Origin of the sequence: Novosphingobium kaempferiae, from assembly GCF_021227995.1 — a bacterium.
Classification (GTDB): Bacteria; Pseudomonadota; Alphaproteobacteria; order Sphingomonadales; family Sphingomonadaceae; genus Novosphingobium; species Novosphingobium kaempferiae.
The window spans coordinates 1,269,257-1,285,947 of record NZ_CP089301.1 but is presented as its reverse complement, the minus strand read 5'-3'; the positions used below and the strand labels follow the sequence as shown (position 1 = coordinate 1,285,947).

The following is a 16,691-nucleotide window of genomic DNA, read 5'->3' as shown; positions in this document are numbered from 1 at the left end:
GGGCGTGGCATGATCGCGGCCCTCGGCCGCATCAAGCGCGCGGTGCGCGAAGCCATCGGCGCGTGTGGCGGCGTCGACGGCGCGGGCATGACGGCTGGGCGCAGCCGTTCGGTCGCTGGCGACTGGAACAACCTGAACCACAGCGCCTTCCCGCCGCTGGACTGCGCGCTGGCGCTGGACGAAGTGGCGATATCGCGCGGGGACGGCACTCCGATCCTGTCAGCCCTGGCGGCCGAGCTGGGCCACGTCCTGTATCGCCTGCCGGAAGTGCAGGCGGGGCCGAGCGACCTGAGTACCGCACTGATCGATGCTTGCGCGGAGTTCGGGGACATATCCGACGCCATCCGCGCGGCACTGACCGATGCCAAGGTCTGCGCCAGCGACAGCACACAGATCACGAAGCAGATCGACGAAGCGATGCAGTCGCTGGTGCGGCTGCGCGTGGTCGTCAACGTCCTGCCGAGCGGGGAATAGCGCCATGCGTGGGGGCATCGCCAGAGAGGACGTCCATTACCGCATCGGGCCGCTGACGACCTATGCCGACGCGGCCGAGCTGGAGCGCAAGTTCCGCAAGGCAGACGCGGGGGAGCGCATCGTCTATGCTATCGGGCCCAGCCTGACACCGGGCGTTCCCGCCGCCGCGTTGGCGCGCAACTGGCATCAGCAGGGCCTGTGCCACCTTTCGCGACAGCGCGATCCGGGCGGCGCGGGCTGGCAATACTTCATCGAGAAGCGGCCCAATGCGGCGGCTTCGGCGAATGCGGTTTCGCAGAGCTGTTCCATCGCCGGGCGGCCCGAAGAGCAGCTGCTCGCAGTGCTCGCCCGCGTGGCGGGGCCCTTGCCCAGCCTTGACCTGCTGGCCGAGCGGGCGCGCCTGCCGCACCGACAGGCCGCCGATTACCGCCTTCGCCTGCTGGTGGAGGGCGGCTTCATCAAGATCAGGCGCGTGGGCGTGAACCGCTTCGTCGAAATCCTGAGAACGGGAGACAGCCTGTGACCGAAGACGAGAACCCGAACGGGTCGATGTGGGCTCTGTACGCCGGTGCCCTGGCGCTGATCGCTGGCGGCGTGGCGCTTGGCCTGGCGTGGGTGCTGGCCCGCCTCGTCGACATTCCCTGACGCGCGGCCCCGGCGCCGCCTCGTCATCAGCATTTCGCCTGCCGGCGGGCCGTCACCGGTATCAGCATCGAGGTGTATCATGGCCTTCGAGATCATCGAGTGCGTCAATCCGCCGAAGGCGGGTGTCCCCAAAGTCCCGCCGATGGGTGTGCAGGTGTCCGCCCGCAAGCTGGGCAGTCGTTCGGGTAAGGATGTACGTTACATCCGCGTCCAGATCGGCGCGAAGCTGGCCAAGCAGGTGAGCCTGGCATCCGATAAGCAGAAGGTGATCCTGCTGTTCGGAAAGGCCGAAGATGCAGGCAAGATCCGCGTTGCCGTTCCGGCCAACGGTGGCAATTTCACAGCCAGTCGGGACAAGGCGGGCAATTACGCCGTCACGCTGAACGCGGCGACGGCGGACGGGCTGTTCGCACTAGATTTTCCCACCTTCGCCATCGAGAAGTGCGAAGCCCTGCGGCCGACCAACGGGCAATCGCCGCATTTCGTGTTCAAGGCGAGCGGCGCCATGCTGGCGGCTGCGGACTGAGCCGGTAACCCAGCATGTCCGTGCAATCCGACCTTGGGCCCAGCCTGCCGCCGCGCATGGCGGTCTACCAGATCGCCTATGACGTGGAGCGCCTGGCGCATCTGGCGCGCGAACTGGCGTCCGGCGGACCGGGAACGGACGTGCGCCGCGCCCTCGCGAAGCTGGAACAGGCGCGCGGCATGCTGGCGGACTTCCTGTGAACGGGATCTCGCCCGAGTTGCGCCAGCGCATCGACCAGGCGCTGCTGCGCGCCGATCTGGTAGCGATCGTCGGTCGCACCGTGAAGCTGCGAAAGACCGGTCGCGAATATGTGGGTCTGTGCCCGTTCCATCAGGAAACCACGCCCAGCTTCACGGTCGTCCCCGAAAAGGGGTTCTGGCACTGTTTCGGCTGTTCCGCCCACGGCGATGCCTTGCGCTTTCTGCAAGAGGCCCAGGGGCATTCGTTTATGGATGCGCTGGCCGCGCTGGATGGCGAGACGGTGCAGGCGGGTTCGCGCCCGATCAAGCAGCGGGCTTCCGTGCGCGAGGGCCGGGATGACGGCGGGCTTGTGACATCGCTGGAAGCCGGGATCGCAGTTTCGCGCGTGGCGCGTCCGGCGCGGGGCACGATCGTGGAAACATACCTGCGGCACCGGGGCATCGATCCGCGCAGCAGCGGGCTGATCGGCGTGGTGCAGTTCCTTTCCCGCTGTCCTGTGTCGTTGTGGCGGCGCGGGGATGCACCCCGGCTGACCGCGCCCGCGATGCTGGCGCCGATCTGCCATGTCAGCGGAGAGCCGGGCGCGCGCGTGTTCGTGCAGCAAGGCGTCCACGTCACCTATCTTGCCCCCGACGGGCGCGGCAAGGCGCGATTGCCCAGCTGGTTTGATCGCGAGGGCAAGGAACACAAGCGCGCGAGCCGGAAGATATGGGGCGAAGCCGGGATGGGCTGCGTTCCGATCCCTCCACCCCTTTGGGGGGACTGGCACGATGCGGAGTGGCTCGGCGCGCCGGGTGAACTGGTGGTCGGCGAGGGCATCGAATCCACCCATTCGCTGCTGGAGCGCGAGGCGCGGCGGCACGTCTTGCGCGGCGCGCTGGCCACGCTTTCGCTGGGCAACCTGCAGGGCGGTTGGCTGGAGAACGGGCCGCGCGTTGATGGCGCGCCCTCTCTCCAGCTGTGGAATGTCCAGAGCGATCCGGAGAACCCGCCCTTCACCGTCCCCGCTCCCGGTGCAGTGGCCATCGGGGTGGACGCGGACATGAAAGGGCTGACGAACCGGCGGGTGCAGGAACGGCCGCGCGCCCGCGCCATCCGCCGCGACCTGACCGGGGATGAGCGGACGACGCTGTGCGGGCAGCTGGCGGCGGCCGCGTGGCGACGCGCCGGGGCCAGCCATGTGCGGGTGCTGCGGCCCCGTGCGGGACACGATTTCAACGATGAGGCGCTGACATGAGCGACGATCGACTTCGACTGTACGTCGAGCGCATCGAACGACTGCTGGAAGAGCGCAGCGGCATCACGCAGGACATCGCCGACGTCTACACCGAGGCCAAGGCCGTAGGGTACGACGCCGCGACGATCCGCAAGCTGATCGCGCGCCGGGCCATGAAGCCCGAGGACCGCGCGGAAGGCGACATGCTGCTGGAGACGTACGAGGCGGCGCTGGGCGGCTTGGCAGAACCGGAGGTGCGCACCGTCGACGAGCGCGTGCAGGCGCTGGCGATCGCCATGCTGGCCGAGCAGATCGCGGGGATCGAGGATCCGGAACAGGCGCAGGCCCTGATCGGGCATGTGCTGTGGCTGCTGGACCTGCGCGAGGAAATCCGGGCGATGCGGGCCGAGGAAGCGGCGCGCAAGAAGGTAGCGGCGGGACAGGGCTTCGACGCCAAGCAGCTGGGCCTGACTGTTCGCTGGTACGAGAAGGTCGAGAAGTATGGCGAGGACGCCATGCGGGCCGGTGAAGCGACCTTCCAACTCTACCGATCCACCGTCGATGCCCGGCCCGATATGGCCGAGCCGACGCAGGACGAGACACTGGCGCGGCTTTTCGCGCCGAAACCGACGAAAGCACCGCCCAAGCGCGTGAAGACCCTGACCGCGCATCGTGCCGCGGCCGAGGCTGCGCGCCGGGCTCTGCGGGGGGAACTGTAAGCCGTCATGAGAGAATCAATCGAAATTCCCGTCGTCAGTGCCGAGGCGATGGCGTGGTACGAGTTGAACGACATCGGCAATGCCCGGCGTATCTTCGACCTGGCGCTGGGCCGGTTGCTGTGGTGCGAAGATCACTGGCGTGCCTATGACGGCAAGCGATGGTCCGGGAAGGATGGCGCGCGCATCGCCAAGCAGCTGGCGCACGATATGGCCCGGCATATCCCGATCGAGGCCGACGCCCTGGAGGCGGCAAAGGACAAGTCGGGCGCGGACGTTCCGGCGATTGAGGAGCGGCAGGTCGCGCTATACAAGCACGGCGTCACGTCCGGGAACCTGAACAAGACGACGGCTGCGCTGGGCCAGTTGCAGAGCGAAGTACCGATCACGCGCGACGATTTCGACCGGGAGACGCTGGCGGTCAACGTGGGAAACGGGACGCTGCGGTTCGTGGAGAAGGACGGGGCATGGTCGGTCCGGCTCGACCGGCACGATCTGGCCGACCGCATCAGCCGCCTTGCGGCGGTGGACTGGATCGACGATCCGGACGCGCCGGAGGCCAAGTGCCCGGAATGGGAGAAGCACATCGCCACCGTGCTGCCCGATCCCGGTGTGCGACGGTTCTTCCAGGCCTGCATGGGCTATGCGATCACAGGCGAGATCACCGAGCAGTGCATCTTCCTGCTGCAGGGCAAGGGTGGTGACGGCAAGTCCACCACCATCGACGTGATCCGCGAGGTGATCGGCGAGTATGGCGCGACGGCAGCGGTCGAAAGCTTCCTTCACGGTGCCGCGCGGTCCGGAGCCGAGGCCAGCCCGGACATGGCGCGCCTGGCGGGCGACGTGCGGATCTGCTGCATCAGCGAGCCGCGCATCGGCTCTGCGCTGGACGAAGGCCGCATCAAGCAGGTCACGGGCGGGCAGCCTATTCAGGCGCGCGAGCTGCATGGCGCGCCTTTCGAGTATCGCCCCCGCTTCGCGCTGATCGCGGAGTGCAACCGCAAGCCGCGTATCAGCGGCGACGATGACGGCATCTGGCGGCGCATCGTGGTCATCCAGTTCCCGCACCAGTTCAAGGGCGCGGCGGACAAGACCATAGGGCGACGGCTTCTGGCTGAGGGCGCAGGCGTGCTGCGCTGGCTTGTGGAAGGCACGCTGATCTGGCTGAGCGAGGGTTTACAGCCGCCGCAAAGCGTGCAGGAGGCGATCGACGAATATCGAAAATCGTCGAACCCTTTTGGCGAGTGGTTCTCGGATCGGATTGACCTGCGCGATCCGGAGCACCGCGAGAAGGCCGCAGACCTGTATGCCAGCTACAAGACGTTCTGCGAGGAGAACGCCGTCAGCGACCGCGAGATCATGTCCAGCACGGCCTTCGGGCGGGCGCTGGGCGACAAGCAGCTGGCGAAGATGAAGGGCGCGGACGGCAAGGTGCTGCGACGTGGCTGCCGCCTGCGGGCCGACAGCGAACTGGCCAGTGCGGCGGCGGTTGCGGCTGCGGATGACCTTGGCGGTGCGTGGTGATGACCCACAAGATGTGGGAACAGACAGTTACAGACAGTTCGGACAACTGTCTGTCGAAACCCCGGGCGGCGGCGCGAAAAACGGTGTCGGGGAGGCGAAGGCGGGAAGACAAGGGCAAGGCGCGGTCCTCACCCGGGCGGCGAAACCGTCTGTTCGTCTGTAACTGTCTGTCGATTTTGGGCGCGGATTTCTGCGGCTTACAGACAGTTGGCAGACAGACAGACAGTTTCTGCGGAGTTCACTCCATGTGTGTGCGGGCGCGCATGTGCGTTACCCCGTCAACTGTCTGTCTGTCTGTCTGTAAAGAGAGATACTAAATATGGGAAATCCATCCTCTTCGCTCTCGGTCGCGGTCGTCTCCTGGCAGGACGCGGAAGACACGCTGACGGCGGCGGTCGAGTATCTTGGCGCGATGCCGGATCGGGAGCGCTCGTTCTTGGCAGCAGGCCAGCGCACGGGATGGCCTGCCATCGTGAAGGATGTGCAGGCCGACTATGCCGATGAGTACGTGCCGTCCCCTCGCCTGACGCGCCGCTGCGCTAATCTCGTGGAGCGCATGCTGACCGGGGAACGTCCGCTGGCGAACGCCATCCCGGAAGGCCATCGGCACCTCGTGGGTCGCGTGATCGTGATGAAGCGCTGGCCCGGGCCTGACGGGTTCGGGTGGGACCGGGTCTATCGTGCGATGGGAGGTGAGTTGCACAACCTCGCTCGGGGCTGCGTGTTGGCGACCACCAGCGACGGGATGCGCAAGGCCTATGAGCGGGCGATAGGGCGGCTTGCGCTGGCTCTGGAGCGTGCGGCGCGCGCATCCTCGCCCGGTTTGGACAAGCTCTAGGCTCTGAAAGCCGCAGAAATCCTCTGTCCAACCGGTCAAGCCCCTAAGATTTTGGACAAAGAAATAAAGGGTGTCCGTTTGGACAAGGTTTCGGGGTAGCCAGTGGGCACGCTGATCGTGGTGTGCCCCGCGACGGTTGGCTCTCTCCCCTGTGATGACGGGCGGTAGCGGCTTCGGCCTCTGCCGCCCGTTGTCGTTTGGAGCCGTGATGGGTCGCCTCAAGTCCATGCCTTCGCGCCTTGGCGCTCTGCCCTCGCGGGTGAAGGCGATGCCGAAGGTGGCTGATCGGTTCTACAACTCGGCGGAGTGGGCAGAGGCGCGCAAGCGCCAGCCCAACAAGTGGTGCGCGATCTGCGGATCGACCACGCGGCTGATCCTCGATCACAAGCAGGAGCGGAAGGACGGCGGCGCCGACCTCGATCCGGCGAACCTCGAATGGCTCTGCCTGCCGCACCACAACACGAAGACGGCCGAGGCGCGGGCGCGGCGAGCGCGCGGCGGTCGGTGACCGCGACCTGCCCGGTCGGTTCAGGCAACCGCCCGCGAGGGTGAACGGAGGGGGGTGGTCGAAAGTTCGGAGGCCTGGTGGCCCCATGACCGCCACCCGTCCCATTCGGAGGTTTTTTTTGTGACGGATGAAGTTTCGGGCAAGCGCGGTGGGCCGGGATGGCTGCCGTTTGACCTGCTCGGCCATCCGGTGCCGCCGAACAAAGGCGAGCGGGGGCGCGACCAGCATGTGCCAACCGCAGAAAACCTAGAGAAACTCGTTCTGCTGTTTGGCATGGGTCGGACCGAAGTGGACTGTGCTGCAGCCATCGGCGTGTCGGTTCCGACCATGAGGAAGCATTATTTTTCGAGCCCTGAGCTCAAGCGCGCGAAGCGCCATGCGGGATTGCTTCTCGAAGCCGAGCTGCTGCAGCGGCTCAACCAGCAGTCGATCGACGGCAAGACGTCCGCGACTGAGAAGCTGCTGAAGCGCTTGGACAAGTCGCGCCTCGGTCCGACTCCGATCGCAGCTCCGAAGTCGAAGACGCGCAAGGGCGTGAAGGAAGAGCGCCGCGACGCGGCATGGGATGCGGGGCGGGAGGACAGTGGCTGGGGGCCATTGCTCCATGGCCCCGGAAGCATCCTGCCGAACTGACGCATGGAAAGCTGGAACTTCGCCTGTCCCGATTGGAAGGAACGGCTGCGCGATGGACGAAGCCTTATCCCGGACCTTCCGCTGGACCGGGCGATGGCGAGCCGGGCAGTGCAGATCTTCAACAAGCTGCGCCTGCCTGACGTAGGGGACCGCCCAGAAATGCGCGTTGCTGCGGGCGACTGGCAACGTGACACCGTCGCCGCGCTCTTCGGATCGATGATGCCGGACGGGCGTCGCCGGGTGCGCAAGATATTCGAGTTGGTGCCCAAGAAGAATTCGAAGACGACGAAAGCGGGCGCGATCGGCGTGACGGCGCTGCTGATGGACCCGGAGCCACGCCAGCCATACTACCTGTTCGGCCCGACGCAGGAGATCGCGCAGCGCGGTTTCAACCAGGCCGAAGGCATGATCATGGCGGACCCGGTCCTGCGGGATCGGTTCCACGTGAAGACGCACCTGAAGACGATCGTCGATCGGGTGACCGAATCGACGCTGAAGGTGCAGACCTTCGACGAGAAGGTTTCGACCGGCGGCATCCCCAAAGGTGCGATCGTCGACGAATTGCACATATTGGGCAAGGTCCACTACGCGAGCCGCGTGCTCGGCCAGATCTACGGCGGCATGATCTCCCGCCCAGGCGCGTTCCTGTACATGATCACGACGCAGTCGGACGAACCGCCGGCGGGTGTCTTCAAGGAGGAGCTGCAGCTGGCCCGGTCGATCCGGGACGGAAAGCTGACAGGTGAAGGCGCGACGACGCTGCCCATTCTGTACGAGTTTGCCGAAGAGTTTCAGACCGACCCGCAGCAACCGTGGATGGACCCTGCGTGCTGGCCGATGGTCCTGCCGAACCTCGGACGGTCGGTGCAGATCGACCTGCTGCGGCCCCAGTTCTTCGAAGCCAGGGAAAAGGGCGCGGCTGAGCTTGCGCGCTGGGCATCGCAGCACCTGAACATTGAGATCGGGCTTGGCCTTCATGCCCAGCGCTGGCGCGGAGCCGATTACTGGCTGGACGCAACTGAGCCCGGCTTGACGCTGGAGTCGCTGCTAGCGCGGTGTGAGGTCGCGGTGTGCGGCATTGACGGCGGCGGTCTGGACGACCTGTTCGGCTTGGCTGTGGTCGGCCGCGAGCGCGGCACCGGTTGCTGGCTCGTGTGGGCCCGTGCGTGGGCGATGCGAGATGTGCTGGAACTGCGCAAGGACGTGGCACCGCGCCTGCTCGATTTCGAGCAGGCGGGCACGCTGAAGCTTTGCGAAAGTGCAACACAGGACATTGAAGAGGTGGCGGCGATCGTCGCCCAGGTAAACGCCAGCGGCCTGCTGCCCGAAAAGGGTGCGGTCGGGCTGGACCCGCTGGCCGTCGGCGCTCTCGTCGACGAGCTGGCGGGCATGGGGCTGACGGACGACCAACTGGTCGCGGTCGGTCAGGGTTTCAAGCTTTCGTCGGCGGTGTGGAGTTCGGAGCGCAAGCTGCGCGACGGGACGATGCGTCACGACGGTACGGACATGATGGCCTGGTGCGTGGGTAATGCGAAGGCCGAACAGCGAGGTAACGCGGTGTACATCACCAAGGAAGCGGCAGGAAAGGCGAAGATCGACCCCCTGTGCGCCCTGTTCAACGCGGTGAAGCTGATGGAGCGCAACCCGGAAGCAGGCGACGCGGGCAGCGTGTACGACAAGCGCGCAATGGTGGTGTTGTGAGCAGCGTCAGCGGATATCGGCTTTCTGCGCAGGCGGCGGAGCGGGAGCGCAGATGGAGCCAGAGCGCAGACCACAGCAGCGCGACGCCGCTTTCCGCCGACCGTCCCGCGCCAACCGACGTGGTGGACGGGCGTTTCTGGGGCGACGATCAATGGTCGATCCTGTCTTCCCTCCCCAGCGCGGCGACGACGCCGGAGACCGCGGCGCGGGTTTCGGCAGTGTACTTCTGTGTCTCGCTGATCGCGGAAGCATTCGGCAGCCTGCAGGGCAGTCTGGTCGACGAGAACCTGAAGCCAATCAGCGTGCCGCTGTCCGACGTCCTCTGGCTGGAGCCCAACCCGCTGCAGGTCAGTTCGGAGTTCTGGGCATGCATGGCGTTCTGCGCGAGCCTGCGCGGCGTGGCGTTTGCCGAGCCCACCGTGGGTATCGAGCAGGCGGAGATCTGGCCGCTGGATCCGCGCAAGCAGTCGGTCGATTGGGGCGAGCGCCATTTCACCGTCGATTATCACATGGACGGGAAGACCCGTCGTCTGGTGCCGCAGCAGCTGTTCTGGATCTCCGGCATCTCGGATGCCGCGCTGAAACCGCTAGTTCCGTGGCAGATGGCCAAGGGTGCTATCGACTTCCAGCTTGCACTTGAGGCGGGCGCGCGTTCCTTCTTCCGCAACCAGCAGCGCTTCGCGGGCATCCTTTCGACCGAACAGAAGCTGACCGACGAGGGGCTGGCGCACATCAAGGAGGGTGTCGCACGCTGGAAGAACGGCGGCATCCCGGTGCTCGAACAGGGGCTGTCCTTCAAGGAAACCCAGAGCACCAACACCGACAGCCAACTGGTGGAGCTAATCAAGCAGCGCACGCTGGAGATGGGGCGGTACTGGCGCATCCCCCGTTCCATGGTGGGCGAGGAAGGCGGCCCGGCGGCCAACCAGGAGCAGGAAGCCGGCCAGTTCGTGAAGTACACGATGCGGCCACTGGCGCGCAGGGCGGAGCAGGCCATCACGGTACGGCTGCTGCCGCCCGACATGCGAGCCAAGGGCATCCGTGCCCGGTTCAACCTGAACAGCCTTCTGCGCGGAGATAGCGGCACGCAGTTCCGCAATGCGGTGCTGGCGCGCACCGCTGGCACGCATTCGGTCGACGAACTGCGGACCGACTGGTTCGACATGCCCGCATTCAACGAGGACTGGTCTCGGGATCCGCGTGCGCCCCTGAACAGCAACCGCGCGGCGGACACAATGACGGGAGGCGAGACGTCTCCCCAGGACAAGGTAGGCACTGACCAATGACTGGACTGATCGCTGCCGGCGCGCTGTGGGCGATGCACCCGGCCTATCTGGACGCCTGGCTGAAGCGCGGCGCGATCGAAGCCATTCTGCCGGAGGGCCTGGCAAAGCTTGCTAGCTTCGCCGCGCCCGAGGCGAAGGCGAACCCCGATCCCATCCGCGAAGGCGCGACGGTGATCGTGCCGATCCGAGGTATGATCGGGCCGACCGGGCTCGGTTATCCCCGAACGGCGAGCGATGTTCTGGCCGAGCGTATCCGCACGTTCGCGGCGGATCCAAAGATCGGCGCCATCGTCCTCGACGTGCAAAGCCCCGGTGGATACGTGTTCGGCACGGCCGAGGCTGGTGACGCAATCTACGAGGCGCGGCAGTCGAAGCCGATTGCCGCCGTCGCCAACACCTTCGCCTATTCAGCGGCCTACTGGCTGGCGGCGCAGGCATCGCAGTTCTTCGTGACGCCCAGCGGCGACGTCGGCTCCGTCGGTGTGCGATCGGGACATGTCGACCAGTCCGGCTTCGAAGAGAAGATCGGGATGCGCACCACGCTGATCGCTTCGCACCCCGACAAGATCGCCGGCCATCCGTTTGCGGCGCTGACGGATGCCGATCGCGAGGAAATTCAGGCGTCGGTCGACGAAAGTAACGAAGCATTCGTGGCCGCCATCGCGCGCGGGCGCGGTATGGCCGCCAAGGATGTCCCCGGCGTTCATGGTTCCGGCAAGACGTTCTCCGCCCAGCGCGCGCTGGCGAACGGCGCCGTGGACGGCATCGCCACCCTGCGCGACGTTGTCGCCAAGATGTCTTCCAGCAGATCGCGCCTGGCCCTGATGCGGCGACAGGCCGCAGTCGCCGAGGCCGCAACCGCCATCTGATCGAGCATTCCCGAAAGGGTTCACCGGGCGGCTTCGGCCGCCTTTTTTCGTGGGCGAGCGCGCCCGAACAGGCAAGCACAGGAGCAACCAATGAACCTTGCCATTCTGAAGAGCGAGGCGCGCGCGGTAGCGAAGCGCCAGAGCGATCGACTGCAGGCCGCCATCGACGGCAACCGCGACCTGACGGCTGAAGAGGAAGCCGAAGACGCTAAGGATACCGCCGAACTGGCGCGTATGACCAAGCAGATCCAGCGAGCCGAAACGCTGTTGGCTTCCACTTCCGCCCTGGGCCTTGAGCCCCCGGTCGCCACCCCGACCGGGACCGTTCCGGCCACCGCCAAGCCCGGGCTGGACAATGGCGGTTTCTCCAACGTGGCCGAGTTTGCGCAGGCCGTCCGCTTTGCCAATCCTGCGGCAGGCCAGAACTTCAAGATGGACGACCGCCTTGCGGCGCCCACGAACGTGGTGACCGAGGGCGGCGATTCGGCAGGGTCTTTCCTTGTCCCTGCCGAGTTCCGTCAGGAAATCGTCGATCTGGTGTTCGCCGACGAAACGGATCCGCTCCTGACGCTGATCGATCCCGATCCGACCGCATCGAACCGCGTCGTCGGCCTGGGCGACGAAACCACGCCGTGGGGCACGAGCGGCATCCAGGCGCGCTGGCGCGTGGAAGCGCAGCAGATGACGCCGAGCGAGACCGGCCTGACGCCGCGCGAGACGAAGCTCAACGAACTGTACGCCTTCGTGCTCGCTACCGAAGAGCTTCTGCAGGACGCCCCGCGTATCGCCGACCTGCTGACCCGCAAGGCCGCTGCCGCGATCCGCTGGAAAGCGGCCGACGCCTTCATGTGGGGCGACGGCATCGAGAAGCCGCTGGGCTTCATGGCGTCGGACGCGCTGGTATCGGTTGCCAAGGAAGGCAGCCAGACGGCGGATACGATCGTGCCGAAAAACGTCGCCAAGATGTACTCCCGCCTGATCAACCCAGGCCAGGGCGTTTGGCTGGCCAACAGCGACATCATGCCGACGCTGATGGATTTCACCAGCGCCAATGGACAGCTGATCTGGCATTCGGACTACACCGAAGCGCCCGGCGGCCGTCTGCTGGGCCGGCCGGTGTACTGGACCGAGCACAGCAAGACCGTGGGTGATCGCGGCGACCTCGTCTTCTTCAACCCCAAGGGTTACGAGGCCTTCAAGAAGCAGAACGGCATCACGTTCGCGGACTCCATCCACCTCTACTTCGACTACAACATCCGCGCGTTCCGCTGGATCTTCCGCATCGGTGGGCAGCCTGTGCTGTCGGCTCCCGTCAACCCTGCCAGCGGCGCTGCCACGAAGTCCCACTTCGTCGCCCTCGCCGATCGCGCGTAACGCCGGGCTTCCGGCTTCGATGAGGGCTGAGCGCCGGTCGCTCAGCCCCTTTCAGGAGACACGCAATGTTCACCAACTTCCAGATTTCCGCTCGCGCGGGCATCGCCGGCGTCATCGATCCCGACGCCTATGCCGCTGGCACCTACACCACCGACTGGATCGACATGCGCACCTGGTTCTGGCTGATGGCCGTGATCATGGCCGGCGACATGAGCGCGAACGGCACGATCGATGCCAAGATCGAACAGGCCACCACCAACACGGGCACTGGCGCCAAGGACATTGTCGGCCTGGCCATCGCCCAGCTGACGAAGGCGGGTTCCGACGACAACAAGCAGGCGCTGATCAACATCGGCACCGAGGATCTCGACTTCAACAACGGCTATCGCTTCGTGCGCCTGTCGCTCACCGTAGCAACCGCCGCTTCCGATGCGGGCGCGATCGTGATCGGCATGGACCCGCGGTACGGCATGCCGGGCGGCAACGACGTCGCTAGCGTCGACGAGACCGTGAGCTGATCGGCAAGGGCGGCGCGAGTAGCGAACGATGATCTTCGAGCTGCTGCACGCGCCGTTCCCCGATGGGTATGGCGAGGCGATCCTGTCCCTCGACGACTGCAAGTTGCACCTGAGGGTCGACTTAGACGAGGATGACGATCTGATCGCCGCCCTTCGCGATGCGTCGATCGACTTCGTCGAACGGTATTGCGCGGTCAAGCTGATGGCGACCCAGGGCAACATATGGACTGCTTCCCGCTTCCCGGGTCACATTACCCGCGCTTTGAAGCTCGGCATCTCTCCGGTTCGGGAAATTGCATCGGTGTCCTGGAGATCGCTGACTGGCGACGTCGTCTCCGGCACCCCAAACCGCTTTTCCTTCACGTCCCGGGGTGACGTGTTACCTGCGATCGGTGCTGACTGGCCTAACATGGTGGCGGGAGGAATAGAGATTGAGTTTTCGGCGGGTTACGATGCCGGAAAGGCCCCGCCTGCTTTACTGTCAGCCGTACGGATGTTCCTTGGGCACCTTTACAAAAATCGCGAGGCAGTGACCGACCGCGGGATAGAGGCGGAAGTGCCCTTCGGGGTCCGTCAGTTGTGTTCGACTTTTCGTCGGGCCGTCATCTGATGCCGCCGGCCGGGAAGTACAATCGCCGGATCACGTTCGAGCGGCGCGTTGAGGCGCGCTCCAGCGCTTATAATCGACCGTCGGTCTCCTTCGAGCCCATCATGCCGAAAGCCTGGGCGCAGGTGCAGGACATTTTGCCTTCCCGCGAGAACGTGACGGAGGGCGTGGTCATGGCGAACCGGCCTTGCAAGATCCGCTGCCGGTATCGCGAGGACATCACCGGCGACATGCGCATCGACTACCGGGGGCGCAAGCTGCGGATCGTGGCTGGCCCGGTCGAAGTGGGCCAGCGCGAGGAGATCGAGCTGCTTGCGGAAAACTGGTCCACCGAAGGCATCGACCCATGAGCAAAAACTACCCCGTCACCGGCGTCGCCGACCTCGACCGGTATCTCTCCGCCTTACCGAAGAACCTGCAGAAGGGCGCTTACCGCGCAGGCCTTACTGCTGCCGCGCGGCCCGTTCGCGACGATGCTCGCCAGCGAGCGACGAAGCAGTCGGGCAAGATGGCCCGCGCGGTCAAGTCGGGCTCCCCCCGCCAGAATCAGGATGGCACGTTCTCTATCCAGGTGCGCCTTGATCCGAAGTCGCCACACGCATTCCTTGGCGTCTTCGCGGAATACGGCGTCAGCGCCCACCTCATCGCCCGGACCGGCGCCGGTGAAGGTCGCGTCGCGATCCGAAAGGCATCAGAGGGGCGCGGAAAGGTGAAGGCCCGAGCCTTGAAGATCGGCGAGAACTTCCGCTCCGGCATCGTGCATCACCCGGGCCATGCCGCGCACCCGTTCATGCGCCCGGCATTGGACGCGCAGGCCGACAATGCGGTGAAGGCCTTCGCGGACCGCATCCGCGACTATATCGAAGGCCGCACCGGCTTTTCGGCGCCGGTTCCGGACGGCGACGACTGATGGACGGCGTCGCGCTGCTCGTCACGCTCCTGATCGAGACCGATGGCGTGACAGATCTCGTCCCGGCACCGCAGATCATGGCGGGCGTGCTTCCGCAAAATACGCCGCTCGACGCGATTTCGATAACCAGTGTTTCGCGCGTTGATCACCACCCGCTGGCCAAGGGGCCGACGGCGCTGGTGCGCGAGAGGGTACAGGTCTCCATCCTGGCGCAGACGTACGAGAGGCAGAAAGCGATACATCGCGCCGTGCTGCGCGCAGTGACTGCGATCCAGCGTCCCGAGTTCTGGGCACAGGTGCCCGACTGGTACGCCTACCTGTTCGGGCCGACGATCCGGCAGGTGACGGTGCTGACCGACGCCGCCGGGCCCGACTTCATGCTGGACGAGGCGAACATCTACATGGGCACGCAGGACTATCGCGTGACCTACAACGAGGAGCGCTGAGATGACCAAGATCGCAGCTGTCGCGACCCGCAACTTCACCTGGAACGACAGGCAGTATGCCAAGGATCAGCCGTTGCAGCTGACCGGAGGCGAACTGACCGAGCTGGAGCACATCGGCTTTGCCGAGCGCGCCAAGCCCAAAGCGCGGACGAAGCGCCGGGCTTCAACGACGGCCAAGGTCACTGCGCCTGTAGCACCCACCACCGAACCCGAGGCCGATCCGGCCGACTGACCAGATTGCCGCCCGGCAATGACCCCGCCCGTGCCGTGACCGGGCAATCCCAACGGAGACCATCATGACCGCACGCACTTCGGCGGGGACGACGCTTGCCATCTCGTCGGCCTCCCCGGCCAGCTTCGACGCCACCGGCTTCGCAGCGCTTACCTACAGCAATATTGGCGAGATCACGGAGATCGGCGGCGACCTGGGCCGCGTGTACAACGTCGTCACGCACAACCCGCTCGCCACGCGCGCAACCGTCAAGAAGAAGGGCAGCTTCAACAGCGGCTCCGCCCAGATCACGCTGGCCATCGACTCTGCCGACGCCGGCCAGACGATGGCGCAGGCCGCGCTGGATTCGGATGCTACCTATGCGTTCAAGCTGACCGAGCAGAGCGGCCGCGTTCGCTACTTCCAGGGCATCGTCGTCGGCTTCCCGGTGAACTACAACAACGTCGACGCCATCACGACCGGTGTCCTGACGGTCGAGGTGACCGCCAACGCCGCCGGCCTCGACTACGTGACCGTCCCCGCGCCCTGATCCCAACCTTTGCCCGTGAGCATTACAGCCTGTCCGCAGGCTCCCTTCGTCCCCGCCGGTGTCACGGAGCCGGCGGGGGCACCCTTCCCGTGAAAGGATAACCCCATGCCCGTCAACCTGCTGGAAAGACAGGTTCCGACCGTCGGCCCGATCTACCTGAAGAACCCGGACGGATCGCCCCTGCTCGACGAGAACAAGCAGCGCTGCTTCGCGCGCGTCCACTCCCCCGCATCCAAGGTATGGGAAGTCGCCCATGCCGCGCTCCGCCGCAAGACTGCGAAGCGGGTCCGCGAAGCCAACGGCCGCATCGAGGCCGCGGTGGACGATGCCGACGACAAGGTGGACTACCTCGTGACGATCACGGAGGAATTCGTGGGCGTCGTGGTGCCGCTGCCGGAAGGCGAGACTGGAACCAAGGCGATGGTTCGCGCGATCCTGGGTAACCCGGCTCTCGGTTACATCCGTGACCAGATCGAGGCGGCTTCGACCGACTGGGGTTCTTTTATCGAGGGCTCAGCGACAGCCTGAGCCTCTACGTCCGGCAGCTGGCCTGGCTGACCGCCAAGCCGGACGTCAAGCGCGGGAAGAAGAGCGAGCGGGGCGAGAAATCCCGCTTCGATACTCTGGGGGACGTTGCAAAGCTTCCCCCCAACCCCGCCGACTACCTGACCGACTGGCTGCTTGAGATCGGCCCCCTGTCCAACGACGGCGGGGCGCTGGGATGGCGCGACCTGACCGCATGGCAGGAAATCACAGGCATTATCCTGGAGCCATGGGAGGCGCGGTTGATCCGCCGCCTGTCCAGCGACTTCGGCGGCACCCGCCACGATGCGCAGAAGCCGGATTGCCCGCCCCCCTACACCGGCGGGGACGATGACGTTCTCTCCAACCGCGATCGCGTGGCGAAGCAGGTCGCCGCGATGTTCGGCGACTGAAAC

The 16,691-nt window shown here is 65.8% G+C and carries 23 protein-coding genes and 1 pseudogene; all 24 read left to right on the top strand.

All coding sequences use genetic code 11. The features are described 5' to 3' along the window. Window positions 1–9: 9 nt before the first annotated feature. The 24 genes and pseudogenes from LO787_RS05985 (at window position 10) to LO787_RS05875 (ending at window position 16,688) form a co-directional block, all read left to right on the top strand. Window positions 10–474, top strand: coding sequence for a phage regulatory CII family protein (locus tag LO787_RS05985; RefSeq protein WP_232494937.1), 465 nt, complete (start codon window positions 10–12; stop codon window positions 472–474). A 4-nt stretch (window positions 475–478) separates the two neighbouring features. Beyond that, window positions 479–997: a hypothetical protein gene (locus LO787_RS05980; RefSeq protein ID WP_232494936.1), complete on the top strand. Its 519-nt coding sequence runs from the start codon at window positions 479–481 to the stop codon at window positions 995–997. After that, the gene (locus LO787_RS26080) at window positions 994–1,119 is read left to right on the top strand and encodes a hypothetical protein (RefSeq protein ID WP_255700842.1); all 126 of its coding nucleotides are present in this window, start codon (window positions 994–996) and stop codon (window positions 1,117–1,119) included. Before LO787_RS05980 ends, LO787_RS26080 begins: the two co-directional genes overlap by 4 nt. A gap of 79 nt (window positions 1,120–1,198) precedes the next feature. Continuing rightward, window positions 1,199–1,645 carry a hypothetical protein gene (locus tag LO787_RS05975; protein ID WP_232494935.1) on the top strand — a complete coding sequence of 149 codons (447 nt, stop codon included), beginning with the start codon at window positions 1,199–1,201 and terminating at the stop codon, window positions 1,643–1,645. Window positions 1,646–1,659: 14 nt separating this feature from the next. Next, on the top strand, window positions 1,660–1,845 hold the full coding sequence (locus LO787_RS05970; protein WP_232494934.1) for a hypothetical protein: 186 nt from the start codon (window positions 1,660–1,662) through the stop codon (window positions 1,843–1,845). Window positions 1,846–1,862: 17 nt separating this feature from the next. Then, entirely contained in the window at window positions 1,863–3,083 is a 1,221-nt protein-coding gene (locus tag LO787_RS05965) for a CHC2 zinc finger domain-containing protein (protein WP_232494933.1), read from the top strand. Next, a pseudogene (locus tag LO787_RS05960) lies at window positions 3,080–3,298 on the top strand (DUF2312 domain-containing protein); the annotation flags it as partial. The gene LO787_RS05965 and the pseudogene LO787_RS05960, both read left to right, overlap by 4 nt. A gap of 489 nt (window positions 3,299–3,787) precedes the next feature. Continuing rightward, on the top strand, window positions 3,788–5,302 hold the full coding sequence (locus tag LO787_RS05955) for a DNA primase family protein (RefSeq protein WP_232494932.1): 1,515 nt from the start codon (window positions 3,788–3,790) through the stop codon (window positions 5,300–5,302). Window positions 5,303–5,621: 319 nt separating this feature from the next. Beyond that, window positions 5,622–6,140: a hypothetical protein gene (locus tag LO787_RS05950; protein WP_232494931.1), complete on the top strand. Its 519-nt coding sequence runs from the start codon at window positions 5,622–5,624 to the stop codon at window positions 6,138–6,140. A 226-nt stretch (window positions 6,141–6,366) separates the two neighbouring features. Continuing rightward, the gene (locus tag LO787_RS05945) at window positions 6,367–6,648 is read left to right on the top strand and encodes an HNH endonuclease signature motif containing protein (protein WP_232494930.1); all 282 of its coding nucleotides are present in this window, start codon (window positions 6,367–6,369) and stop codon (window positions 6,646–6,648) included. Window positions 6,649–6,702: 54 nt separating this feature from the next. Then, window positions 6,703–7,281 (top strand): hypothetical protein, encoded by a 579-nt coding sequence (locus tag LO787_RS05940; RefSeq protein ID WP_232494929.1) that lies wholly within the window; start codon window positions 6,703–6,705, stop codon window positions 7,279–7,281. A gap of 3 nt (window positions 7,282–7,284) precedes the next feature. Further along, window positions 7,285–8,982 carry a terminase large subunit gene (locus tag LO787_RS05935; protein WP_232494928.1) on the top strand — a complete coding sequence of 566 codons (1,698 nt, stop codon included), beginning with the start codon at window positions 7,285–7,287 and terminating at the stop codon, window positions 8,980–8,982. Then, window positions 8,979–10,268 carry a phage portal protein gene (locus tag LO787_RS05930; RefSeq protein ID WP_232494927.1) on the top strand — a complete coding sequence of 430 codons (1,290 nt, stop codon included), beginning with the start codon at window positions 8,979–8,981 and terminating at the stop codon, window positions 10,266–10,268. The genes LO787_RS05935 and LO787_RS05930 overlap by 4 nt, the downstream gene beginning before the upstream one ends. Beyond that, window positions 10,265–11,137, top strand: coding sequence for a S49 family peptidase (locus LO787_RS05925; RefSeq protein WP_232494926.1), 873 nt, complete (start codon window positions 10,265–10,267; stop codon window positions 11,135–11,137). The genes LO787_RS05930 and LO787_RS05925 overlap by 4 nt, the downstream gene beginning before the upstream one ends. A gap of 90 nt (window positions 11,138–11,227) precedes the next feature. Next, window positions 11,228–12,511, top strand: coding sequence for a phage major capsid protein (locus LO787_RS05920; protein WP_232494925.1), 1,284 nt, complete (start codon window positions 11,228–11,230; stop codon window positions 12,509–12,511). 65 nt (window positions 12,512–12,576) lie between these two features. After that, on the top strand, window positions 12,577–13,029 hold the full coding sequence (locus LO787_RS05915; protein ID WP_232494924.1) for a hypothetical protein: 453 nt from the start codon (window positions 12,577–12,579) through the stop codon (window positions 13,027–13,029). A 28-nt stretch (window positions 13,030–13,057) separates the two neighbouring features. Next, entirely contained in the window at window positions 13,058–13,639 is a 582-nt protein-coding gene (locus LO787_RS05910; RefSeq protein WP_232494923.1) for a head-tail connector protein, read from the top strand. Continuing rightward, complete coding sequence (locus LO787_RS05905; protein ID WP_232494922.1) at window positions 13,609–13,986, top strand: phage head closure protein; 378 nt, start codon at window positions 13,609–13,611, stop codon at window positions 13,984–13,986. Before LO787_RS05910 ends, LO787_RS05905 begins: the two co-directional genes overlap by 31 nt. Further along, window positions 13,983–14,546: an HK97-gp10 family putative phage morphogenesis protein gene (locus LO787_RS05900; RefSeq protein WP_232494921.1), complete on the top strand. Its 564-nt coding sequence runs from the start codon at window positions 13,983–13,985 to the stop codon at window positions 14,544–14,546. Before LO787_RS05905 ends, LO787_RS05900 begins: the two co-directional genes overlap by 4 nt. After that, window positions 14,546–14,992 (top strand): hypothetical protein, encoded by a 447-nt coding sequence (locus LO787_RS05895; RefSeq protein WP_232494920.1) that lies wholly within the window; start codon window positions 14,546–14,548, stop codon window positions 14,990–14,992. Before LO787_RS05900 ends, LO787_RS05895 begins: the two co-directional genes overlap by 1 nt. 1 nt (window position 14,993) lies before the next feature. Next, entirely contained in the window at window positions 14,994–15,224 is a 231-nt protein-coding gene (locus LO787_RS05890; protein ID WP_232494919.1) for a hypothetical protein, read from the top strand. Between the two features lie 64 nt (window positions 15,225–15,288). Continuing rightward, complete coding sequence (locus LO787_RS05885; protein WP_232494918.1) at window positions 15,289–15,753, top strand: hypothetical protein; 465 nt, start codon at window positions 15,289–15,291, stop codon at window positions 15,751–15,753. A gap of 105 nt (window positions 15,754–15,858) precedes the next feature. Continuing rightward, window positions 15,859–16,281, top strand: a complete 423-nt coding sequence (locus LO787_RS05880) for a hypothetical protein (protein WP_232494917.1) — start codon at window positions 15,859–15,861, stop codon at window positions 16,279–16,281. A 257-nt stretch (window positions 16,282–16,538) separates the two neighbouring features. Further along, a complete protein-coding gene (locus LO787_RS05875) occupies window positions 16,539–16,688 on the top strand; it encodes a hypothetical protein (RefSeq protein WP_232494916.1) in 150 nt (49 codons plus the stop codon). Window positions 16,689–16,691 lie beyond the last annotated feature (3 nt).